25 protein-coding genes and 1 riboswitch are annotated in these 23218 nt (G+C 55.6%); of the genes, 12 read left to right on the top strand and 13 right to left on the bottom strand.

What is annotated here, in order from left to right:
• Positions 1-35: 35 nt before the first annotated feature.
• Genes AC01YT_RS05320 through AC01YT_RS05300 form a run of 5 tightly spaced genes read left to right on the top strand, consistent with a single transcriptional unit; the run spans position 36 to position 4789 of the window.
• Positions 36-431, top strand: coding sequence for a DUF3054 domain-containing protein (locus AC01YT_RS05320; RefSeq protein ID WP_424912695.1), 396 nt, complete (start codon positions 36-38; stop codon positions 429-431).
• Position 432: 1 nt separating this feature from the next.
• On the top strand, positions 433-1041 hold the full coding sequence (locus AC01YT_RS05315; RefSeq protein WP_476673371.1) for an RNA polymerase sigma factor: 609 nt from the start codon (positions 433-435) through the stop codon (positions 1039-1041).
• Complete coding sequence (locus AC01YT_RS05310; RefSeq protein WP_424912697.1) at positions 1038-1877, top strand: anti-sigma factor family protein; 840 nt, start codon at positions 1038-1040, stop codon at positions 1875-1877. Before AC01YT_RS05315 ends, AC01YT_RS05310 begins: the two co-directional genes overlap by 4 nt.
• Positions 1874-2362, top strand: coding sequence for an NUDIX hydrolase (locus AC01YT_RS05305; protein WP_424912698.1), 489 nt, complete (start codon positions 1874-1876; stop codon positions 2360-2362). The genes AC01YT_RS05310 and AC01YT_RS05305 overlap by 4 nt, the downstream gene beginning before the upstream one ends.
• 30 nt (positions 2363-2392) lie before the next feature.
• A complete protein-coding gene (locus tag AC01YT_RS05300) occupies positions 2393-4789 on the top strand; it encodes an FtsK/SpoIIIE family DNA translocase (protein ID WP_476673368.1) in 2397 nt (798 codons plus the stop codon).
• A 56-nt stretch (positions 4790-4845) separates the two neighbouring features.
• Here the strand turns inward: AC01YT_RS05300 and metK are convergent, their stop codons facing one another.
• Positions 4846-6072 carry a methionine adenosyltransferase gene (gene metK, locus AC01YT_RS05295; RefSeq protein WP_476673366.1) on the bottom strand — a complete coding sequence of 409 codons (1227 nt, stop codon included), beginning with the start codon at positions 6070-6072 and terminating at the stop codon, positions 4846-4848.
• Between the two features lie 91 nt (positions 6073-6163).
• Positions 6164-6288: riboswitch (SAM riboswitch) on the bottom strand.
• Between the two features lie 214 nt (positions 6289-6502).
• Here metK and AC01YT_RS05290 point away from each other — a divergent pair.
• Both AC01YT_RS05290 and AC01YT_RS05285 read left to right on the top strand, forming a co-directional pair.
• Positions 6503-7261: an ATP-binding cassette domain-containing protein gene (locus tag AC01YT_RS05290; RefSeq protein WP_476673364.1), complete on the top strand. Its 759-nt coding sequence runs from the start codon at positions 6503-6505 to the stop codon at positions 7259-7261.
• Positions 7258-8247 (top strand): SufB/SufD family protein, encoded by a 990-nt coding sequence (locus tag AC01YT_RS05285; protein WP_476673362.1) that lies wholly within the window; start codon positions 7258-7260, stop codon positions 8245-8247. The genes AC01YT_RS05290 and AC01YT_RS05285 overlap by 4 nt, the downstream gene beginning before the upstream one ends.
• 77 nt (positions 8248-8324) lie before the next feature.
• Here the strand turns inward: AC01YT_RS05285 and AC01YT_RS05280 are convergent, their stop codons facing one another.
• The 8 genes from AC01YT_RS05280 to AC01YT_RS05245 form a co-directional block, all read right to left on the bottom strand.
• Complete coding sequence (locus AC01YT_RS05280) at positions 8325-8678, bottom strand: cupin domain-containing protein (RefSeq protein WP_476673360.1); 354 nt, start codon at positions 8676-8678, stop codon at positions 8325-8327.
• A gap of 81 nt (positions 8679-8759) precedes the next feature.
• A complete protein-coding gene (locus AC01YT_RS05275) occupies positions 8760-10169 on the bottom strand; it encodes a PTS galactitol transporter subunit IIC (protein ID WP_476673358.1) in 1410 nt (469 codons plus the stop codon).
• A 63-nt stretch (positions 10170-10232) separates the two neighbouring features.
• Entirely contained in the window at positions 10233-10520 is a 288-nt protein-coding gene (locus AC01YT_RS05270; RefSeq protein ID WP_315624594.1) for a PTS sugar transporter subunit IIB, read from the bottom strand.
• 67 nt (positions 10521-10587) lie between these two features.
• Positions 10588-11079, bottom strand: coding sequence for a PTS sugar transporter subunit IIA (locus AC01YT_RS05265; protein WP_476673355.1), 492 nt, complete (start codon positions 11077-11079; stop codon positions 10588-10590).
• A 28-nt stretch (positions 11080-11107) separates the two neighbouring features.
• A complete protein-coding gene (locus tag AC01YT_RS05260; protein ID WP_476673354.1) occupies positions 11108-12511 on the bottom strand; it encodes a dihydrolipoamide acetyltransferase family protein in 1404 nt (467 codons plus the stop codon).
• Between the two features lie 8 nt (positions 12512-12519).
• Positions 12520-13506: an alpha-ketoacid dehydrogenase subunit beta gene (locus AC01YT_RS05255; RefSeq protein WP_476673352.1), complete on the bottom strand. Its 987-nt coding sequence runs from the start codon at positions 13504-13506 to the stop codon at positions 12520-12522.
• Entirely contained in the window at positions 13499-14416 is a 918-nt protein-coding gene (locus AC01YT_RS05250; protein WP_476673379.1) for a thiamine pyrophosphate-dependent dehydrogenase E1 component subunit alpha, read from the bottom strand. The genes AC01YT_RS05255 and AC01YT_RS05250 overlap by 8 nt, the downstream gene beginning before the upstream one ends.
• 64 nt (positions 14417-14480) lie before the next feature.
• Positions 14481-15482, bottom strand: coding sequence for a sugar-binding transcriptional regulator (locus AC01YT_RS05245; protein WP_476673350.1), 1002 nt, complete (start codon positions 15480-15482; stop codon positions 14481-14483).
• Positions 15483-15694: 212 nt separating this feature from the next.
• On the opposite strand from AC01YT_RS05245, the gene AC01YT_RS05240 reads away from it, so the two are divergent.
• The 3 genes from AC01YT_RS05240 (at position 15695) to pstA (ending at position 18717) form a co-directional block, all read left to right on the top strand.
• Complete coding sequence (locus AC01YT_RS05240; protein ID WP_476673348.1) at positions 15695-16795, top strand: PstS family phosphate ABC transporter substrate-binding protein; 1101 nt, start codon at positions 15695-15697, stop codon at positions 16793-16795.
• Between the two features lie 93 nt (positions 16796-16888).
• The gene (gene pstC / locus AC01YT_RS05235; RefSeq protein WP_476673346.1) at positions 16889-17836 is read left to right on the top strand and encodes a phosphate ABC transporter permease subunit PstC; all 948 of its coding nucleotides are present in this window, start codon (positions 16889-16891) and stop codon (positions 17834-17836) included.
• Complete coding sequence (gene pstA / locus AC01YT_RS05230; RefSeq protein ID WP_476673344.1) at positions 17833-18717, top strand: phosphate ABC transporter permease PstA; 885 nt, start codon at positions 17833-17835, stop codon at positions 18715-18717. The genes pstC and pstA overlap by 4 nt, the downstream gene beginning before the upstream one ends.
• Positions 18718-18765: 48 nt before the next feature.
• On the opposite strand, the gene AC01YT_RS05225 is transcribed toward pstA, so the two are convergent.
• Positions 18766-18945, bottom strand: a complete 180-nt coding sequence (locus AC01YT_RS05225; protein WP_476673342.1) for a hypothetical protein — start codon at positions 18943-18945, stop codon at positions 18766-18768.
• A 132-nt stretch (positions 18946-19077) separates the two neighbouring features.
• Between AC01YT_RS05225 and AC01YT_RS05220 the strand changes: the two genes are divergently transcribed.
• Together AC01YT_RS05220 and AC01YT_RS05215 are read left to right on the top strand one after the other, a co-directional pair.
• Positions 19078-19344: a hypothetical protein gene (locus AC01YT_RS05220; RefSeq protein WP_476673340.1), complete on the top strand. Its 267-nt coding sequence runs from the start codon at positions 19078-19080 to the stop codon at positions 19342-19344.
• 99 nt (positions 19345-19443) lie between these two features.
• Entirely contained in the window at positions 19444-20154 is a 711-nt protein-coding gene (locus AC01YT_RS05215) for a cysteine hydrolase family protein (protein ID WP_476673338.1), read from the top strand.
• Positions 20155-20160: 6 nt separating this feature from the next.
• Here AC01YT_RS05215 and AC01YT_RS05210 read toward each other — a convergent pair whose 3' ends face one another.
• The 3 genes from AC01YT_RS05210 to AC01YT_RS05200 all read right to left on the bottom strand — a co-directional run bounded on the left by AC01YT_RS05210 (position 20161) and on the right by AC01YT_RS05200 (position 23115).
• Entirely contained in the window at positions 20161-21489 is a 1329-nt protein-coding gene (locus tag AC01YT_RS05210; RefSeq protein ID WP_476673336.1) for a cytochrome P450, read from the bottom strand.
• Positions 21490-21600: 111 nt separating this feature from the next.
• Entirely contained in the window at positions 21601-22560 is a 960-nt protein-coding gene (locus tag AC01YT_RS05205) for a hypothetical protein (protein WP_476673334.1), read from the bottom strand.
• 69 nt (positions 22561-22629) lie between these two features.
• Entirely contained in the window at positions 22630-23115 is a 486-nt protein-coding gene (locus AC01YT_RS05200; protein ID WP_476673332.1) for an adenosine-specific kinase, read from the bottom strand.
• Positions 23116-23218 lie beyond the last annotated feature (103 nt).

The raw sequence follows: 23218 nt of genomic DNA, 5'->3' as shown, positions 1-23218 counted from the left end.
TGACGCCTCCTTTCCTTTGGAATAGGATAACTAACGTGGCTCAGCATCATTCTCCCCGTGTTCCCAATTGGATTATCCTAGGGGATGGACTTTTCCTGCTCGGGGTAACCTTGGCTGGGGAAGTTACCCATGGGATTTCCCTACTCTCTCCGCGCTGGCTCACCACATTTATCCCGCTACTTATTGGCTGGGCATTGAGCGCCATGCCGTTGGGGCTTTACCATACCTCATATGCCAGCCGCTTTGGGGTAAGCATACGTACCCTTTGGGCTGTTCTCCTCGCCGTTCCTCTAGCCGCCTGGCTGCGCGGTTTTTGGCTGCAAACCTCCGTGATTCCGCTGTTTGTTCTGGTACTAATAGCGACAACTGGCGTCACCCTGGCCATCTGGCGTGAAATCGCCGCTCTCCTGCTCCGTGCGAGAAAGGTTTAGGATGGACGAAGCCGCATATATTAGCCGCGCTTTAGAAGGTGACCTGGAAGCGTTTAACCACTTGGTGTTAATCTACCAGGATAGTGCCTATAATCTGGCCTACCGCATGCTAAACGACCCTGATGCGGCCGCCGATGTGACTCAGACCGCTTTTATCGCGGCTTACCGCAGCCTCAAATCCTATCGCGGGGGCTCGTTCCGCGCCTGGGTCATGCGCATGGTGACCAATGCCTGCTACGATGAATTGCGGCGGCGGAAACGCCATCCCACTATCGCACTCGAGCCGCTCAACCGCGAAAACGAGGAAATCGAATCCCCCGCCTGGTTGGCCGATAACCACCTCTCGCCTGAAGAAGAAATTCAAATGCGCGAGATCGAACGTGCTATCATCCACTGTTTACAGGAACTCCCAGAAGACTTTCGGGCTGTGATCATTATGGTAGATGTAGAAGGATACAATTACAGCGAAGTTTCCCAGGCGCTGGGTAAACCCCTGGGCACGATCAAAAGTCGCCTGGCGCGTGCTCGCCTCCGCCTGCGTGATTGCCTGGCCGGATTTGCGGAACTATTGCCCACCCGCTTTCGTCTAGGTAAAGAGGAAATAGCATGAAGACGCGGCTCTCTCTCAAAGAATGGGAACGTCTCTCCGCCTACCTAGATGGACAACTTGGCGAACGTGAACGTCGGGAGGTGGAGGAATGGCTGCGCACGCGTCCTGAGATTCGTGAGGCCTGGCACAGTTTACGTCAGACCCGGCACGTGCTACGCCATGCGCCGCGTCGCAGAGTTCCGCACAACTTCACGTTAACGCCGGCAATGGTGGGAGCACCAGCACCTAAACCGCGCCCCCTCTTCATCTGGCAACTGGCACCGGCGCTAGCCGTGTTTCTGGTCATTATCGCTGTGTTATTAGAATTTTTGCCCATGAGTAGTACTGGCCCTACCGCACACCCTCTCCTTTCCGCTGCCCAGCCGGAAGCCATGACTGCGGCACAACCCACCGCAACCGCCGTCGTTGTTTATTGGGGTGGGCCCCCATCACCAGCAATTGGCATGGGTGGGGGCGGCGCCGAGGAACTCGGTGGCATGGGCGGAGGGAGCGGGGATGCCAGCACACCGTTCAAGGGATATGCGCCAGAAACAACGCCTCCTGCGCTGCCGTCACAACTCACCCCAACACCCGCTCCGCTACTCGCTACCCCGCAACCCACGCCTGAGGTACGCGCTCTAACTGTACCTTCCCCCCAAGCGCTAAATCCCGTCTTGGGGCTACCAGCGCCAGAAGAGCGGGGTAAAATTTACATTGTTACTCCTACCCTAACCCCCGAGCGCGAAAGCCCCCTTGCTTTCTCAATCTCGTTCAAGCGCCTGCTTCAAGGCGGACTGATTGGGCTGGCTTTCATTTTGGGGATGGTGGTACTGATCCGGAGGTTGCGCTCCCAATGAACCAACGCCCAATTCGATTTTGTCCCTACTGTGGAGTTCCGGTGGTCTCCCGTTACTTGTTCGGACAGGAACGCCCCACCTGTCCTGAATGTGGATGGATTTATTTTGCCGACCCTAAAGTTGCCGCAGCGGCAATTGTGGAAGAAGAAGGTAAAATCCTACTCACGCGCCGCGTCAACGAACCTTATCAAGGCTATTGGACACTACCGGCAGGTTTTGTGGATGCCGGCGAAGACCCCGCCCGTGCTGCTGAGCGCGAGACTTTTGAAGAGACTGGCTTAGAGGTTCAGGTGACCGGCCTGGTGGAGGTTATCAGTGGGCGTGAGCACGAACGGGGTGCCGATATTGTCATTGTGTACCGCGCTAAACGCATCGGTGGCACGCCACGGCCCGGTGATGATGCCGACCGGGTAGGCTTCTTTGCCCGTGATCAGCTTCCCCCGCTGGCATTTCGGGCTACTCGCCGCGCCCTTGGGGTAGAATAAATACAGAGAGTTCATCCGGTTTAGGCATGTATGAGTCCACAAGCCAAGACCCGTAAGCCATCCTCGCGCAAGGGCCGGCCTGGAGAGCAACCTTCACGTCTGCGTGGGGCTCAACCAAAGGCACGGACCGCTTCGCGGCAAAAACCGGGCGCCACAACGCCGGGCAGTCCACCACGTCTCCTCGCTCGCCTGCAACATCTATGGAACCGGATTTCCCCCGAGCATAAACTCGATGCGCTTGGTGTCCTCCTAACCTTAACCGGCCTGGCCCTCTTCTTGAGCCTGATTTCATCTCAAAATGGAACGGTGAGCCGGGCTGTTCTCAGTGCCCTGCGCCGATTCCTGGGTTGGGGAAGCCTTGCAGTACCCTTTGCGATGATGATTTCCGGTATCTGGCTGATTCTACGCCGTGTTGAGCGCCTTCCGTTGCCCTCCACCCCCCGCCTGCTTGGTTTAGGATTGCTCTATTGGAATCTGTTAACCTGGTTGCACTGGCTCAGCGGCAGTGGCCCGGGCCTGGTCAATCAGGGAAAGGGAGGTGGATGGTTAGGTCAAACCACGCTCGCTGCGCTCCTTAGCGCCCTTGGTCAAGCCGGCACCATGGTCGTCCTATTGGGATGGCTGTGCTTCGGCATCATGTTGATCACAGACACCTCACTCACCGAATGGGCTAAGTTCGTGGTGAAAACCTGGCAATCCGTCGTTGCCAAACGCCTTAAACCCTCAGCCCATCGCCCGGCAATAACTGTACCGACATCTCAAAAAGTCACCGAAGACCTCCCTCCTGAGTTCCAGCCCTTGCCCGGGCGATCCCAACCTCGAGCCACGCCCACCCAAACACGTCGCACATTGTCCGAGTCCGCCACCAGTGAGTCCCCCTCACCTTCCGCCCCTACGCTTCCGGCAACAACCACTCCCGAGCCGACATCCCTAACCGACTCACAACCACCACCGTCGCCCTGGGCATTGCCGGCCTTAGATCAGATTCTCGATCCTCCTACTCCCGCTGCCGCCCAGGATAACCTGGATCATGAGCGCGCCAAAATCATTGAGGAAACCCTGGCCTCGTTCGGCGCCCCGGCCCACGTGGTGGACATCTCCCACGGCCCCACCGTTACCCGCTTTGGTGTTGAACCGGATTTTATCGAAACTCGCAGCGGGCGTACCCGTGTGCGCGTCAGCCGTATTGTATCGCTTGCCGATGATCTGGCGCTGGCGTTAGCCGCACCACGTATCCGCATCCAAGCGCCTGTGCCGGGCAAACATTATGTGGGGATCGAGGTGCCGAACGTAGAGATCAGCCGCGTAGCACTCCGCGAGGTGATCGAGAGTGAAGCGTTCAAACGTCTACGCTCACCCCTGCGCTTTGCCCTGGGCAAAGATGTGGCTGGGCGTCCGGTTGCTGCCGACTTGGCGGCCATGCCGCATTTACTGATTGCCGGTACTACCGGCTCGGGCAAATCCGTTTGCGTCAATGCCATCCTCACCTGTCTGCTGCTTCACAACACCCCGGCCGATTTACGGTTGGTGCTGGTGGATCCGAAGCGGGTTGAACTGACCGGTTATAACGGTATCCCCCACCTCTTGACGCCGGTGGTGGTGGACACCGAGCGCGTGATCGGCGCCTTACAATGGTTACAGCGCGAGATGGATGCCCGCTATCACAAATTTGCCCAGGTAGGGGTGCGCAACTTACAGGAATACAATGCCCGTCATTCACCCCCGCTGCCTTATTTGGTCGCCGTGATTGACGAACTGGCCGATCTGATGATGCTGGCGCCGGATGAAACCGAACGCAGTATTACCCGTCTGGCGCAACTGGCACGGGCAACCGGAATCCACCTCATTTTGGCCACCCAACGTCCCTCCGTAGATGTCGTCACTGGTTTGATTAAGGCCAACTTTCCGGCCCGAATTGCCTTTGCGGTTGCCTCTTCGATAGATAGCCGCGTCATTCTCGATCAACCCGGTGCAGAACGCTTGCTCGGGCGTGGTGATATGCTCTTCCAGGCTCCGGATGCCGCTGCCCCCATACGGCTCCAGGGTACATTTGTCTCCGAAGCCGAGATACAGCGGTTGGTGGATTACTGGCGCACTGCCGCTGCCCAGCAAACGAATCTCCCCTCGCCTAGCGCCAGCGGTGAGATGGCAGTAGACCTCTTTCCCCCTCACGTTCCCCTCAAACAAGGCGAACTGTGGGACACCGAGGGAGGCGATCCGCTGCTTCAGGAAGCCATTGACCTGGTACGGCGCGAGGGACGCGCCTCGGTCACCATGCTCCAGCGCCGACTGCGCATTGGTTATACCCGCGCTGCCCGGCTGATTGACGCCATGGAAGAACGAGGAATTATCTCTCCCGCCCTACCCAACTCCCCCATTCGCGAGGTGTTGGATTACGGGTCGGCGGCGCCGCCCGCCGAGGATTAAAAAACCGGCTGCAGGAGACTGCAACCGGCCATTTTATAGAAGACAAGTTTGCGTTTTTAGGATGCCGCAACTTTGATGCCCGCTGCCTCGCGCAGGAGTTCGGCTTTATCCGTGCGTTCCCAGGTCAGATCGAGATCATCACGGCCAAAATGCCCGTAGGCGGCAACCTGACGGTAAATGGGACGACGCAGGTCTAAATCGCGAATGATTGCGCCGGGACGGAGGTCAAAATACGTTTCAACCAGGCGCACAATATCTTCATCTGGAATAACACCGGTGCCGAACGTTTCAACGTTGATGCTCAACGGACGGGCTACGCCAATGGCATAGGCAACCTGGATTTCACAGCGCTCGGCCAGCCCGGCAGCGACGATGTTTTTGGCCACGTAGCGGGCTGCATAAGCGCCCGAACGATCTACCTTTGTGGGATCCTTGCCACTGAAGGCGCCACCCCCATGCCGTCCCATGCCGCCATAAGTATCTACGATGATTTTGCGTCCCGTTACGCCAGCATCTCCCAACGGACCACCGATGACAAAGCGTCCGGTAGGGTTGACATAAATCTTCATCTCGCGGTCTACCATGTGGGGCGGCAGCACTGGCAAGATAACATGCTCAATGATGGCTTCACGCACTTGCTGCTGAGTAACCTCCGGCGCATGTTGGGCACTAATCAGCACCGTATGCACCCGCACCGGTTTACCATAGCGGTATTCAATCGTAACCTGAGATTTGCCATCGGGGCGCAGCCAGGGCAGAGTGCCGTTCTTACGCACTTCCGCCAGCCGCCGCGTCAATTTATGCGCCAGATAGATAGGCATTGGCATCAAGACCGGGGTCTCATTACAGGCATAGCCAAACATCATGCCCTGATCGCCGGCACCGATTTTCTCGATCTCGGCATCGGTCATCTCACCGGTTTTGGCTTCCAGAGCCTGATCCACCCCCATGGCAATGTCACCGGACTGCTGACTGATTGCCACCTGCACCGCGCAGGTATTACCGTCAAATGACTTGCTCGAATCATCGTAACCGATATCCAAGATCACCCTGCGCGCTAACTGATCAAAGTTAATCGTGGCGCGGGTGGTAATTTCGCCTAATAGCATGACAAAGCCGGTCTTGGTCGCCGTTTCGCAAGCCACACGGGAGTACGGGTCCTGGGCCAGACAAGCATCCAACACAGCATCGCTGATTTGATCGCACATCTTATCAGGATGCCCCTCGGTCACCGATTCCGAAGTGAACAGGTACCGAGGCGAGTTCATAAACGACGTGTTCATTTTTTGATCTACCTCCTAAAGAGTAGTTTAGAAAAAGAAAATGCCCCTTCTGGGATAAGGAGGGGCAATCACTACACTTGTGTAGGCTGCCCTCTTATCTTCCAGAAATTGACTTTCTGCCGGACTTGGCACCTTGGATGCGTATGCGCCCACATCATACGCACCCAGGTTGTCGAGGCTTCATCGGGCCGGTCCCTCCGCCTCTCTGGATAAGAGGTGCCTGAAAAGGCTATTCAGTTGTTGACTGTATATTATCACAACCTGGGGTGAATGTAAAGGATGATCTCGTAAGTGCTATTCCCACTCCAGGATTAAGGGCTCGCAAGCCGTGACAAATCGCCCCTCTTAATCAGACAAATGGAACTGGTAGAAATATCTGTTTTGGATTACATTCTAATTTCAGAATAATTCTATGCAAAAAGACAAGATCATGAAACCTTATCTGTTAGAGATAAAAGATGTATGCCTGAGCCGGGAGGGGCGTGTACTGCTTAACCATGTTAACCTGGCCTTGAAGCCGGGCGAGATTCATGTCCTGCTGGGCCTCAACGGTTCCGGGAAATCCACCCTGGCGTACACCATTATGGGATGCAGCGGCTACACCCCCGACCATGGTGAGATCCTCTTTGAAGGACGTGACATTACCGGATTAAGCCTCTCAGAGCGAGCGCGTTTGGGCATCACCCTGGCCTGGCAGGAGCCGGCACGCTTTGAGGGTATTCCGGTGGGCAAATACATCAGCCTGGGGATGAAAGAGCCGGATCGGCAACGGGTGGTCGAAGCTCTCGAAGCTGTTGCCCTCCCTCCGGCCCAGTATGCCTACCGTGCTGTGGATAAGACTCTCTCCGGTGGCGAGCGCAAACGCATCGAATTGGCCGCCGTTTATGCCATGCGTCCGCGTCTAGCCATATTGGATGAACCCGACTCGGGCATTGATGCACTCTCTTTGACCGATATTGAGCGCCTGATCCGTCACATGGCGAATGAAGGATGCACCATTTTACTCATCACCCACCGTGATGAACTCGCCGAGATCGGCGACAGTGCATCTTTGATGTGCCTGGGCAGCATCGCCTTCGTGGGCGATCCCCAGGAAACACGCCGCTTTTACCGAGATCACTGCCGTTCGCATCCTACGCCACCTGAACCCCTGAAGTTAGGGTTAGAACCCAAGGAGGGTCAATCATGACCCATGTTACTCGTATTCCCTCACTTTCCGGTGATACAGCCCCGGCCTGGGCGGGTGAATTAAATGCCATGATGGAAGCCTACCGCCAGGCTGGTGGCGAGCCCAGCGCCCTTCAATTGCCCCAAGTCGCCACCCTGGTGATTTCTGCCAATCAGGTATTGGTTGCTCATGAGATCCCTGGGGTTCATTTTGAAGCCGAAAGCCTGGCGCACGGCGTCCGGGCTCGAATTTGGGTGGAACCTCACACCCATCTCGCCCAACCAGTCCATCTGTGCTTCGGTCTTTTGCCAGCCGAGGGGGAACAGGAAATCCTGGCCGAGTATGACATTGGCGAACAGGCAAACGTGCGTTTTCTGGCTCACTGCGCGTTCCCCAATGCAGTAAAAGTCGAACATCGAATGCAAGCACGCATTCGGGTCGGGCGACAGGCCAGCCTGACCTACTCTGAGGAACACTTCCACGGGCCACACGGGGGCACTGTGGTGATTCCCAAGGCCGAAGTGCTGGTTGAAGAGGGCGGGCACTTCACCACAACCTTTACGTTGACCCGCGGTCGGGTGGGTGACCTACGTCTGGATTACCTGGTCCGTGTGGGAGCAAACGGCGTAGCCGAGCTGGTCACCAAGGCCTATGGGAAAGGTAACGATACCATCCACGTGCACGAGGTGGTCACTTTAGATGGAGGCGGCGCCCGTGGTCTGACCCGCACGCGCATTGCTGTTCAGGACAAGGCTCAAAGCCGCGTAGATACCGTCACCGAAGGTAACGCCCCAGGTGCCCGCGGGCACATGGACTGTACCGAGATCGTGCGCGGACAGGCCCAAGCCAGCAACAACCCCTTGGTCATCGTGCGCCATGACCAGGCCCAGGTAACCCATGAAGCCGCCATTGGCACCGTCAACCGCAAGGAACTAGAAACGCTGATGGCACGCGGCTTGAGCGAGGATGAAGCGGTGGATCTGATCATCCGTGGGCTGATGCGTTAAGCCCAGCCGGGGTTTAATGCTCTCAGCGTTATCGCATCGTTCGGCGAACAAAAAGGGTCTGACCTACGCATAGAGGGTTAAGACGAAAGAATCGTCGTCACATCGGGCAGATTCGGAACGACACAAATGAAATCGAACGGCTCTTGGCCAATATTCTCGTAATCATGAGGAACACCCGCCGGAATAAACACAACATCCCCCGGCCCAACTTCGTAAACCTCCTGACCAATGCGAATCCTGGCTCTACCACGTATGACAAATTGTTCATGCTCAACACTATTGGTATGTAAGGGCATGTTGCCACCCACCTCAATCGTGAACATACGCATGGCAAAATGAGGAGCCTCTTCGGCTGAAATCAATACCCGTTTATAAACCTTTATGCCATCTGAAACCGGTTTGGCCTCAACTTGAAAACTATTCTTTACCATGGCTTCCTCCTGGGAATGTAACGAGCAGGAAGCCCGGGATCTCCCAGGCTTCCCTTTTCGAACTCAAGCGGAAAGACGCACTTAATCAGCAGAGGCCGGGGCTTCGGCTGGAGCACCTGCTGCCACTTCCCACGCCTTAGTATTGCGCAGGAAGAAGAAGAAAGCTGCGGCCAGGATCACCAACAACACCACCAACCCTAACGCACCCAAACCCTGCACCGTGCGGACGAACAGGAATGGCGGCCATAGGAAGCCATCGGCAATACTGGTAATCTGCACAGCGCCCTCGGGCAGTGAAAAGCCAGACGCCACCGCCGCTGCAGTGAAGAGTGGCGCCATGGAGGTTGCAATGTAGAAACCAATGGCCAGGGTAATCGTTCCTGCAATCACAATGCGCAACACGTTCCCGCGCATCACCGGAGCCGTCATCGCTACCACAAATGGGATCACGGCCAGGTCAGCGAAGAGAATGACGCGGTTCCCGGGCAGGATGATACTAAGTAAAATGGCGATCGGAACAAGCACCAGCGCGCTGGCAATTGCCGCCGGGTGACCGATAAGAATGGCGGAATCGAGACCAATATAGAACTCGCGATCTCCACCCGCGCGCTTTTGCATGAACTCGCGCGCCGATTCGGAAATCGGAATCAGGCCTTCCATCAGGATCGAGACCATGCGCGGCAGCAAGAGCATGACCGCCGCCAGGTTGATGCCCGCACCAAGCACCTTCGCCAATACAGTCACGAAGTCGCCAGCATTATAGAAGGCAATGGCACCCAACACCAACCCGATCACCAAGCCCAAGATCACCGGTTCACCGAAGACACCCAAGCGTTTGCGGATGGTCTCGGTATCCCATTCGGCATCGCGCAGGCCTGGAATGCGCTCAATCACCCAGTTGGTCGCAATTGCGATCGGGACAATTGGGGCGGAGGTCAGGTGGGGAATGGAGATGCCGGGCAGACCGTAGAACTTCTGCACGGCTTTTGCCGTCCAATCACCCAAGAAGAGCGCCAGCGCAGCAGCCAAAGCGGCAGCGATCAGGCCATAGAGAAGGTTATTGGTCGCAGCCACAATCAGCGAGCCGATGAAAGCAAAGTGCCAGTAGTTCCACACATCCACATCCAGGGTGCGGGTGAGGCGCAAAGCCAACAAAATCAGGTTGACCACAATGGTCAACGGGATGACCCACAACCCCACCGACGAACCAAAGGCAATCGCTGCAGCCGAAGGCCAACCCACATCCACCACATCACGGGTGACCCCAGTGTTCTTGACGATGGCCTGAGCCACCTCGGTCAGGTTGCTCCACATCAGGCCGATAACGAGATTGATACCGACGAAAGCCACACCGATGGTCACAGCAGCCCGAAAAGCTCGGCCAGGCTTGGCGCCGAGGATCAAGGCTAAAAGAAAGATAATGATGGGCAGCATAACAGTGGCGCCAAGCGTATCAAACAACGATTTAATCGCACTTAATACAGCATCCATTTTTGCCTCCTGAGAGGATTGGTATAACGGAAACAAAAAAATGAACGATCGAATAGGGGAAGATTATTGTTTCAGAATCTCTTCAATTTGCTTCAGCACCTCCTCCTTTCCGATTCCCGTGAGAAACGCCAAGGTCTGGATCACGGGTTTTCCAAGATTTGAAGGCAACGGGGTCGTGGTGACAATCAAATCCGCATCGGCGGCGAGGCTTGGAACCTCGGTCGCTTTGCATTGGCGCGTGGTCACGTTTAGTCCCCGTTTCTTCATTTCCTCTTCAATCGCATGTGCCACCACGGTCGAGGTGGCGATAGCCGTACCGCAGGCGACCAAAATCACTTTAGGCTTGCTCACGTTTACCTCCTCAAGGAACAGGTTTTTATAGTAAATTGGGATGGAAAAGATAAAGAAGGATGTCCGCTCAAGACTGTGTAGTGATCACTTGCGCCAGTGCCTGACGCACTGCCTCCAGAGACTGTGCACTAACTAAATCGTGAACGACCTGAGGATTCTGCAAAATCGTCGCTACTTGCTGGAGCATCTCAACCTGTGATTTGGGTTGCTCCAACGCCAGCAAGAAGACGAGACGCACCGGAATGGCATCGGTGGGATCAATCATATTTTGAAATATCACAGGTTCAATCAAGGTGGCCATTCCCACCGCCGGACGAAGAACATGCTCGATATCCGTATGGGGGATTGCGGCATGCACGTCCCCAGCTAACCGTAAACCGGTTGGTAGTTTTGCCTCTCGTGCTAAGGCAGCTTCAGCAAAGCTTTCTCGCACATAGCCTCCCTTGCGCAACGCCGCCGCTAGGTAGCGGATAACCTCTTCAGCCGAGGTTGCTCTAACGTTTAGGGCAATGGCTTCTGGTACTAATAAGTCTAGCAGGTTTAGTGCGTTTGAGGTCACATTCCCTCCACACAAAATTTTTATCGGGTCACACCACCATCACTTCCGGTTGCTCCAACGCTTCCCGCAGATCGGCCAGGAAGCGCGCCCCCACCGCTCCATCTACCACGCGGTGATCCGCACAAAGGGTTACCGTGAATGCCGGGCGCACCCGAACCTGTCCTTGCTCATCCGCCACTACCTCGCGCCGTAAACTACCCACGGCCAGGATTGCAACCTGAGGCGGGTTGATGATCGCCGTAAAACGTTCAATCCCAAACATTCCCAGATTGGAGATGGTGAAGGTACCCTCTACCACGTCCTCAGGTTTTAAACGGTTAGCGCGTGCTCGCTCGACTAGGTCGCTTATCTCACTCGCTAATTGCAGCAGATTTTTACGCGCGGCATCGCGTACTACCGGCACGATCAACCCTTCCTCAACCGCCACCGCAATGCCCAGATTGACCTGCGCCGGAATGATAATTTGTTCGCCCTGGGGGGTCGCCGTAAACCAGGCATTCAAGCGGGGGTGTTGGGTCAGCGCCCAGGCACAGGCCCGCGCGATCACTGCCGTCAGACTGACCTTGGGCTGTCCTTCTTTCAGGCGCTGATTGGCACGCGCCCGTAACGCTTCGGCAGCCGTAGCATCAACGGTGATCTCCAAATGGATATGGGGAGCCTGTTGGGCGCTTTGTTGCATACGCTGAGCGATCACCTTGCGCATCCCGGCCAGCGGAATAACCTCTGCAATGGGTGTTTGCACCCCAAAGGTTTCTCCAACTGAAGGAGGCGCCACCAGTCTGGTAACCTCGGGTGTCCCTTCAGGCGCAGCCGCCACTGTTCGCGCCTGCGCCTCATAGACACGGCGAACATCTTCGGACTGGATGCGCCCACGCGGCCCACTCCCCTCCACTTGGCCTAAATCCACCCCAAGTTCACGCGCTAACCGCCGCGCCGCCGGCACCGCCCGCACTTTACCTTCACCCTCAGGTCGGGTTGCTAAATATTCTTCGACATCTTTGCGCGTAATCCGTCCACCCGGACCTGTCCCTTTAATTCGGCTCAAATCTACACCCTCAGCTTCGGCCAAACGCGCCGCCACCGGCGTAACCGGCACATCTTCGGCTTCAAGGGACTGTTCAGCCGGGGTGGGTACAACTTGGGAAGGAGCGAGAGAGGGCGTGGGAGACGTAGGGCCGCCTGGTAAGGTCTCACCGGGCTGCAAGATGTAGGCAATCACCCGAGTCACCGGCACCACCTCACCCTCGCGGTAACGGATACCAGCCAGTATCCCGCTTGCCGGTGCCTCTACCTCCATGTTGACCTTGTCGGTGGTTACCTCGGCGATTGGCTCACCTTGCTCAACTGCATCTCCCTCGTGTTTGAGCCAGCGCACAATTTCTGCCGTCTCTTGGGTAAAGCCGAATTTGGGCATGATGACTTCCGTTGCCACATTGCCTCCTAGTAAACCCCTTTGACCAGTTTGCGGGCTTCTTCAACGATATTTTCCACCTGGGGCACGGCATGGTATTCCAGGGTACGGTTATACGGGATGGGGATATCTAAACCAGCCAGACGGCGCACCGGGGCTTCCAGATAGTCAAACGCCTCGCTCTCTACGATGCGCGCGACAATTTCACCGCCAAAGCCACCCATCTTGACCGCCTCATGCACCACCAACGCGCGACCGGTCTTCTTCACCGAGCGAATAATCGGCTCATCATCCAAGGGGCGCAGGGTCCGTGGATCAATGATCTCAATTTCAATCCCTTCGGCTTGTAATTGTTCGGCAGCCTGCAAGGCTCGCTGTACCATGACCGAGGTCGCGACAACCGTTAGATCTTTGCCCTCACGTACCACATGGCTCTTTCCCAGGGAGATGCGATACATCTCTTCGGGCACCGGGCCTTTGACCTTGTAAAGCAACTTGTGCTCAACAAAAATGACCGGGTTGTCGTCCTCAATGGCTGCTATTAATAACCCCTTGGCATCGTAAGGGGTGCTGGGCATGACCACTTTTAACCCTGGAACATGGACAAACCAGTTTTCCAGGCTTTCCGAATGTTGGGCTGCCGCGCCGGTGCCCGAGCCACCCGGCATACGTAGGACAAACGGCACTTTGGCTTTGCCGCCAAACATAAAGCGGATCTTGGCCGCCTGGAGCACCAGCTGCTCCATGCTCAGGGTCACAAAGTCCATAAACTGGATTTCGCCCACCGGGCGCATGCCAGTCAAGGCAGCACCAATGCAGGCGCCGGCAATCCCGGCTTCGGAGATCGGGGTATCAATGACCCGCTCTTCGCCAAATTGCTGAATCAACCCTGCGGTTGCCCCAAAGGCACCCCCATAAACCCCAATATCCTCCCCGATGAGGAAAACCGTGGGGTCCTCAGCCATCTTTTGGGCGAGGGCTTCACGAATGGCTTCGACGTAGGTAATCTCACGCATAGACTCCCTCGAGAATCGTACTCACATCTGGTTCAGGGCTGGCTTGAGCAAATGCGACCGCGGCTTCTATGCGGGCTTTGGCTTCGTCGGTATAGCGGTTTAATTCTTCGTCACTAAGCCCCAATAAATTCGCAAAACGGCGGATAGGATCGCGTTGTTGCCAGAGTTTAACCTCTTCGCGGGTGCGATAGGCCTGACGATCGCTCTTGGAGTGGCCACGCCAGCGATAAGTAACCGCTTCAACCAGAGTCGGCCCCTGTCCCGCGCGTGCTCGTTCTGCGGCCTGGCGGATGGCAGCATACACCGCCAGTACATCATTGCCATCCACAGTGACGCCAGGAATGCCATAAGCACACGCTCGTTGGCTAATACGCTCAATATTGAACGCCTTGGTTACCGACATTGACATGGCATACTGGTTGTTCTCACATAGATAGACCACCGGTAAATCCCAGATACTGGCCATATTGAGCGTCTCGTGGAACGCCCCTTCGTTCGCAGCGCCATCCCCAAAAATAGTCAGGCAGACTTGCTGTGTACGGCGCATTTTAATGCTCAACCCAACGCCCACCGAAATAGGCAGGCCACCACCCACAATGCCATTGGCACCCAGGTTATTTGCCTCTACATTGGCAATGTGCATCGAGCCACCACGTCCGCGGCAATAGCCGGTCTCCTTGCCCAGGAACTCGGCCATCATCAGGTTGACATCGCTACCCCACGCCAGGCAGTGACCATGCCCGCGATGATGGTTGAGCAGGTAATCGCCTTTTTGCATGGCACGGGTGGCACCTACTGCCACCGCTTCCTGGCCAATTGAAAGGTGCATAGTTCCGTGTACCAAACCGCGGGCAAAGAGATCCTCCGCCTTCTCTTCAAAGGCGCGAATCAAGCACATCGTGGCCAGCATGTCCTGGGCTTGGTCGCGGCCCAATTCGGTCAGTAACTGGTCATGATCAACCGGGATCGTATTTTCAACGGCGATTTGCATCGGTTGCATTGTCATAGGATGTTGATCCTTCCTCTAAAACGCGTAATATGAATGTCGCAGCCACTTCCTCCGTTACCAGCCGGTTGATCAGTTTTGAGCGGCTGGCGGCAATTATCGGGAGGGCTTTGGCCTGACCACCGGCCACCCCAATCCGTATGGGCACTTTGCGCAAAGTAGGTGCGTCAATGCCCAAAATACAGCGCGTGAGTGGGGTATCCACCAATTTCCCATCCAGAGTTATATGAATCGCACACACATCGCCAACCGCACCGGCGGCGCGGAGACCTTCCAGTTGTTCGGTGGTCAGGTAGCCAGCGCGCAACAGGCTGGCATATTCGGGCTCAACCGTTCCAACCCCCACCAATGCCAGGTCAATATGGTGAAAGTATTGCGTCACGCGTTGGACGTGTGGAGCCTGCATCAAGGCCTGACGCGTTGCTTCGCTATCCACAATCAATGGCACCGGTAAGGTAGCGTATTGCCCGGTTAATGCGCGTGCCATCCGCCGGGCCAGTTCCGGGCCATCTATATCCGGATTAGGGGTCCCCAAAGCCCCGATCATCTGCACCACTCGAATCCCCCGATAGGTGCGCTGCTGTAAAGCGTTGACCGTCTCGTAAACCGCCGTGCCCCAGGAGGTTCCTAGCGTCATGTAGTCATGCAGGTGAGTCTCTAAAAAACGCGCTGCCATAACCCCCAAACGGCGCAACATCTCGTTGTGCGCCAAGGTGCCCCGCACCATCACCCAGACCTCGTCTAAACCCAAGCGCCCCTGTAACGCCTGTTCGAGATCCCGGCGGCGTTGCATCGGATGGTTGATACGAATCTCCACCACCCCCTGGCGCCGCGCTTCGGTCAGCAGGCGCGAGACCATGGAACGCGAATAACCGGTGATCTTAGCAATCTGATCCTGGGTCAAGTTGGATTCGTAATACATCTCGGCAATGCGTGCTAAGAGGTCCAGGCGATCGGCATTCAGCAACATTCTTGAGCCTCGCATTTCGCAGAGGGGGCTAGATGTGATTATAAGGAAAATCAGAGCGGTCGCAAGACATTTGTGAATACAATTCACATATGTGAAATAAGTTTTGGGGAAAACATTTAACCCATTCTTAAACCATCTTTTGAGCCATCTTAACACAGGCCATATATACTCAGAAGTGAAATCATCTCAATCAAAACGAGAGGAGAAGACCCATGCGTAAGTTGTTCCGTCTGTCAAGTTTGCTGTTCGTCCTTGCCCTCCTGCTGGGCGCATGTGCTCCAACCGCGACCCAGGCTCCCGCAGAGCCAACGGTGATCGAGATCACCCGCATCGTCCAGGGTACCCCACAGGTTATCACGGCTACCCCCGCCCCGACCACTGCAGCGGACGTTGAGGGCACCATCCTGGTGGATGGGTCGAGCACCGTCGCACCCGTCACCGCCGCCATCGCCGAAGAATTTCAGGCCGAATACCCCAACGTGCGGGTACCCGTTGGGATCTCCGGAACCGGGGGTGGTTTCAAGAAATTCTGCAACGGCGAAACGGATATTTCCAACGCCTCTCGCCCAATCAAAGAATCCGAAACCGAACTCTGCAAGCAAAACGGCATCGAGTACATCGAACTGCCGGTGGCGTTTGATGGCCTCGCCGTTATGGTCAACCCCAAGAATGACTTCGTGGAATGTCTAACCGTGGAAGAACTGAAGAAAATTTGGGAACCCGAGGCCGAAGGCAAGATCACTAATTGGAGCCAGGTGCGGGAAGGCTTCCCCAATCGTCCACTGACCCTCTACGGCGCTGGTACTGATTCGGGCACCTATGACTACTTCACCCAAGCCATTGTGGGCAAAGAAGGAGCCAGCCGGGGTGACTTCCTGCCCAGTGAAGATGACAACGTGCTCGTTCAGGGTATTGCAGGCGATGAGAACGCACTGGGCTTCTTTGGATTGGCTTATTATGAGGAGAACAAGGATAAACTCAAATTGGTGGCCATTGATGGTGGTAACGGGTGTGTGCTGCCCAGCTTGGAGACCGTATCTAACGGCACCTATCAACCCCTCTCTCGCCCCTTGTTTATCTACGTCAATCGCGCTCGGGTGGACGAAAAGGATGAGATCAGTGCCTTCGTCGCCTTTTACCTCAAAAATGCCCCCACTATTGTCCGAGAAGTGGGCTACATCCCTCTGACCCCTGAAATCTACGAACTGGCTCAAAAGCGCTATGACAATCGTGTGACCGGTTCGATCTTTGAGGGTCAAGGATCAACTGTTGGTGTCAGCCTGGCCGATTTACTGGCGAAAGAACAGCAGTAAAAATCCTGTCTCCAAGCCTAATTTCAAGTAAAATCTACCTGGGAAGGGACTGCATCCAGCCCTTCCCAGGCTCACATGGGAGAACAAGCCTGCATGGAGAGCGTAAAGACCACCCCTTTAGTAACACAAGCCCCTTCGTCTGTGGTACAAGCCCTTAAACGCCGACCTCGCACCGGAGAACGCCTCATTCAACTCGGACTTCTACTTTGTGCTGCCGTCTCCATCCTGACCACGCTGGGGATTGTTTTCACCTTGCTACGTGAGACGGTACTTTTCTTTGAGCAGGTTTCCATCGTCGAATTCTTCACCGAAACACGCTGGACGCCACTCTTCGCCTCTAAGAAATTCGGCATCTGGCCGCTGGTTAATGGCACGTTGCTCGTTGCGGCGGGTGCTATGATCATCGCCCTACCTTTGGGATTGCTGGCAGCCATCTACATGAGTGAGTACGCCTCCGAAAATGTACGCCGCATTCTTAAACCGGTACTGGAAGTGCTGGCTGGTATTCCCACGGTGGTCTATGGGTATTTTGCCTTGCTCTTCGTTACCCCTCTGCTCAAGTCCATTTTTCCTCAGACCCAAACCTTCAATGCCGCCAGCGCCAGTATTGTGATGGGTTTCATGATCCTGCCCATGGTGGCGTCTATCTCGGAGGATGCACTTTCGGCCGTACCACGCTCACTACGCGATGCGGCTTATGCGTTAGGCGCCACCAAGCTGGAGGTCTCCACGCAAATCGTGGTACCCGCTGCTCTCTCGGGGATTAGCGCCGCGTTCATCTTGGCTGTTTCGCGCGCTATCGGCGAAACCATGATCGTGGCCATCGCCGCCGGTCAGCAGCCCAAACTCACCCTTAATCCTTTGGAGTCCATTGAGACGATGACGGCGTACATTGTCCAGGTCAGCCTGGGGGATACGCCGCAACAGAGCATCGCTTACCTGACCATCTTCGCCGTAGGCATGGTGCTCTTCCTGATGACCCTGGTCATGAACGTGATCAGCCACTTCCTCACTCGCCGCTTCCGCGAGGTATACGAATGAACACTACGGCTTTTCTCTCCGCAGAGGAATTGCAACGCCTGCAACAAAGGAAGCAACGCGGGCGTTATTTTGAGTGGCTGGCCCTTATGGCCGTGCTGATTGGAATCGTGGTCCTGCTCACCCTCTTAATTGATGTCTTTCTGGACGGACTGCCCTGGCTGCGGCCAGAACTGTTCACCCATTTTCCTTCACGCTTTCCCGAAAAATCGGGCCTACGATCCGCTCTACAAGGCACGCTTTGGCTGGCCGTGATCACCGCAATTCTTTCGTTTCCGGTTGGAGTGGCGGCAGCCATTTATCTGGAAGAATATGCCCGTGACAACTGGTTCACCCGTTTTATTGAGATCAATATCTCCAACCTGGCAGGGGTACCGTCCATCATCTACGGTCTGCTCGGTCTTGGCCTTTTCGTCTATGGATTAAACCTGGGCCGGAGTCTGTTAGCCGGCGCACTCACCATGACCCTGCTCGTTTTGCCCATCGTGATCGTTTCCTCACGCGAGGCGATTCGCGCCGTTCCACGCAGTGTGCGCCTGGCAGCCTTCGGATTAGGGGCTACACCGTGGCAAACCGTGCGCGATCATGTCTTACCTTACGCGATGCCGGGAATCTTGACCGGTACCATCCTGGCAATGTCCCGCGCCATCGGCGAAACCGCGCCCCTGATCACCATTGGCGCATTGACCTACATCCGCTTCGACCTGCGCGGCCCACTGGATCTTTTCACCGTCTTGCCCATCCAGATCTTCAACTGGATCTCCCTGCCTCAGGAAGAATTTCATCAGTTAGCTGCGGCAGGTATCATCGTCCTTTTGGCGGTATTGTTGCTACTCAATACCACGGCTATTATCCTGCGCATTCGCTTACAGAAACGGTGGTAGCGCGCTAAGCCGAACCGTAGCGGCGGGGTATAATTTTTTGTAAATCCGCTATCTACCCTGACCCGCTTGTGCCAGGTCTACGCCATTCTCATCCTTTGCCTTTTTGGCAACCAGTCCAAAGCCGCGGCGCGCTTCTTGCTCAACGGTGAGCCCATACCACCGACATCCAGCGATGTGGATGTCGGCACTCATCCGCACACCACTTATCGGTGCGGGAAAAGTTAGCATTCATACCAGTCCTAGAAGCGTTGTTTCGGGTCAACCGCGTAGATTTGGTCATAATCCCGGAAGTGGATCCCTTTTTAGTGTCAAATATCGTTCGCGGGGAACGCGTTTACGCGCGCAATTCCTAATTAGTGGATGAGTACGATTTATACATTCTGCGTCGTGCTGGCGACCTGGTACCTCTGGAACGTGAGCGGATGCAACGCATCCTTACCCGAAAGTTTAGATATCCCAGAAAATTTCCAACCGTGTGGTGGCAAATCGCTTGGCTTGGATCTCAAACATGTTGTCCAATATCCGAGCCTTGCCACTGGCATTGGGTTAGATGATGTCACTCGAATCACAAATGCGCTTCAAGGGTGGAATAATGCCCCTCCAGACTACCGCGATGAGACCCTATAAATTTTCAGCCGCTGGCTTGACATCTCTCTTTTTACGGCTAAAATTGAGTTAGTGTAAAGAATACACTAATTCGTCCTGCCTTGGTTAGGAGGTTGAAGTATGCCCCGCTTGAACCTAGAAGCCCAAAGCGCTCCATTCCTGCACTATTTGGAACAGTGGTTAGCGCAACTTCCGGTGGTTAATCTCAAAGATGTAGCACCCAACCCCAACCACGCGGCCATTGTCTCAGTGGATGTCATTAATGGTTTTTGTGTTAGCGGGCCGCTCGCCAGCGAACGCGTCGGGCGCATTGTCGAACCCATTGCCACCCTGTTTCAGCGCGCTTGGGACTATGGTATTCGCCACATCCTGCTCACCCAAGACAGCCATGAACCGGACGCGGTGGAATTCTCGGCTTGGCCGCCCCATTGCATCCGAGGTACGGCTGAGGCTGAACCGGTAGATGCTTTCAAGCGTCTGCCCTTCTTCAACCAGATGCTAATACTGGAAAAGAATTCCATCTCTTCCGGCTTGAACACCGGACTCAATGACTGGCTGGCACAACACCCTGATGTTAATACCTTTATCGTTGTTGGAGATTGCACCGATCTCTGCACCTACCAGTTGGCAATGCACTTGCGCCTGGATGCTAACGCCCGCCAATTACAACGCCGTGTGATCGTGCCGGTGGACAGTGTGGAAACCTACGACCGCCCAGTCGAGGTGGCGGAGAAAGAAGGTGGTTTCCCGCACCCCGGCGACCTGCTTCACGCCATTTTCCTCTATCACATGGCGCTCAATGGGATCGAGGTCATCGAGAAGATTATCTGAGCCAATTTAGCGCGAGATCAACCGCATTGGCATGCCACCCCTGGGGCGCAGGGTCACCAGCGGCTCTGCCCGCACTGGCCCTGCGCCGGCAATGGCAAGACGATACCGTTGCAACACCCGGCTCAAGATTAGTTGTGCCTCAACCAGGGCAAATTGATTACCAATGCACAAGCGCGGCCCACCCCCGAAAGGAATATAAGCAAAACGCGGATAGGCACGCGCTTGGCGTTCATCAAAGCGCTCCGGTCGGAATGCCTCTGCATCTTCCCAGAACGCCGGATGACGATGCAAGACATACGGACTGATGATGATCAAGGCCCCGGCCGGAATTTCATAACCTCCTGAAATCGTGTCGGCACCACGGGCGCGCCGCGTAATCAGCCAGGCTGGGGGATAAAGGCGTAAGGCTTCGGCAAAGACCTGGGCCGTAAAAGTCAACTTTGGCAAGTCCTCCCACCCCGGTGGACGCCCACCCAGAACGGTATCAATCTCGGTGATCAAAGCCGATTCAACCTCAGGATGATGCACCAGTAAATACCATGTCCAGGTCAATGCCGTGGCCACCGTCTCGTGCCCGGCGACAATCATGGTCACCAGTTCATCCCGCACGTGTTGCCGGGTTAACTGCCCAGCCTGCTCCGCCCGCACCAGTAAATCGAGCAGCGTTTCTTCCCCCTCATCCCGAACCTGGTGTGAGGTCAAAATCGCTTCCACCGCTTGGTCTAATTCAAACAAAGCACGTTTAAACGCCCGATTGCGCGGGGTTGGCCAGGAAAGCGGTGGCACCACCAGGTTCTGAGCGCGATAAATGACGTAATCCAACGCCGTCAGCACCGCTCGGACCAATTGCGGTGCTTCGCGGCTAAGGTCAAGCCCGAACAGCGCCAACCCTACCACCTCTAAGGCAATTTCCAGCATCTCATGGTCTACATCCACGATCTGATTTTGCTTAGCCCAAGCGTCCCACCGCGCCAACATTCGATCCACCACCCCCACGACAACATCATCCAGGCCCATCAGGCGCGAACGGGCAAATGCAGGTTGAATCAGCCGCCGATGCTGTAACCAGGGTTCACCATCCGCCGTGAGCAATCCCTGGCCGGTGATCAACGCTAACGTGCGATACTGGATCGTATCTTTAGTGTAATTACGATTATTCTCTTGCAAGACATGCCGTACGGCATCGGGATGATTAATGAAAAAGGCCTGGGTAACCCCGACATCGAAATGCACCCAATCGCCATAGCGCTGAGCACATTCCAACAAGAACCCCGGTGTGTCGGTGCGAATGCGGGGCAAATGGGGAAGGAGCTGATAACCTTTGAGTGTTATCACAATAGTTCATCCTTCTAGCAAGATGGGATACCCCGATTTTATCGCCCTTCTAAATCAAAAAGCGGATTTGTACAACCCGCTTTTTGAAGATATCCAGGCCCATGCAAACGCTCAAGGACGCGGATTCTCCCAATAGCGAATCTGATCCACATGAATGGTAAAGTTCTCAGTCTCACGCGCCCCGACAAAAACGCCAAAATAGCCTTCCAGGAAGCGCTCATCGCGCACTTCGGTCAACAACACACCGTTGACGTATAAGGCATAGCGATCCCTGATGGCCATCACCCCCAGGCGGTTAACCTGGTTCGGTCCGGCATTGATGGCATCACTGGCTTTCCAGTTGACCAGCGTGATCATCTCACCCCGCGTGCCCATCGAGGCATCCCAGCGGCGCAACGCATATTTGCCATCGCACGTCAGGCCAAACAGATAACCACGATCAGGGGTGTTCAAAATCGGCACGCGGAAGAACAACCCATAGCGATCACTGCCCTTGCACTCACCGGTGCGGAACGTGGCTTCAAGGTAAAAATCGGCCACCTTTGGCCAGGTCATGCGCCAACCATCGGTCGTGGTCAGGCCGGTGAGCCGCATCACGCCCTCACGGAATTCGACGCTGGTATACTGATCTGCACCGGTTGGCCAGTTGCGATCATTGTCCATGTTATCCGTCCAGGTGGCATTGCCCAGTTTGAGCACCGGGTCGGTCGCTGGCGGGGTAAAAGCAAAGGTTGGGGTCGGCTGGATGGTCACGGTTACGGTAGCCGTTGCAGTAGGCACAACGGTCTCCGGTGGCGGATAGGCCGGAGACGTAGCCGTGGGCTCGACCGGCTGGGGCGTCGGTGTTTCAGCAGGTGGAGCGACTGTTGGCTCTTCGGTCAGAACCACGGTGGGAAGCGGCTGCGTGGGGGTGGGTTCGAGCGGTGGTGCCGTAGGAGTGGGCATGGCGGTCAGGATTTGAGCCACTTGAGTCGCCATTTCAGCATCTGAAGGGGTAGCCCGCTGGCCTAAAAGGCCACACCCTCCAAGCAGCACGGTCAAGATTAGCATGCCGATGATTCGAGTTCGCATGATTTACTCCTTCCCCAAAATCAACAGGATAAATGCAAGACGTTCTTCTCCTGTTGCAAGTTCCGCACCTCAAGCCTTGTAGCCGATGCGGCGCAGGAAACCTTTACGCCAGGCAATACCCTCTTCGTCCTCAATACCTTTAGGGCTGCTGCCATCAATAACACCTAGGATACCCCGTCCTTGCTCAGTTTCGGCAACAATCACCTGGAGGGGATTGGCAGTGGCACAGAAAATACGACACACCTCCGGCACGGCTTGAATGGCTTTGAGCACGTTTATCGGGTAATAACCCTCTCCCAAAAACACAAAGAAAGCATGACCTGCTCCCACCGCCAGGGCATTCTTCTGCGCCACGGTAATCAGATCAGGGTCGGTGCCACTCCAGCGCACCAAGCAGGCACCAGAAGCCTCACAAAACGCCAGCCCAAACTTGATCCCCGGCACGCCAGTGACCAGGGCCTCATGGATATCCTCAACCGTCTTTATGAAATGCGATTGCCCAATAATGACGTTCACCGCTTCCGGCTTTTCAATCGGGACGATCTTAAGTTCCATGGGATAACCTCCTGTGGCTTTCTTTTCAAACAACGGTGTCTCTATGAGATAATTTTACTGCTTCCTGCCAACTTGCATTAAAATAGGGGACACGACTTAATCA

It is taken from the genome of Thermanaerothrix sp. (genome assembly GCF_056331585.1).
Note: the sequence above shows the minus strand (reverse complement) of the source record. Positions and strands in the feature narration are given on the sequence as shown.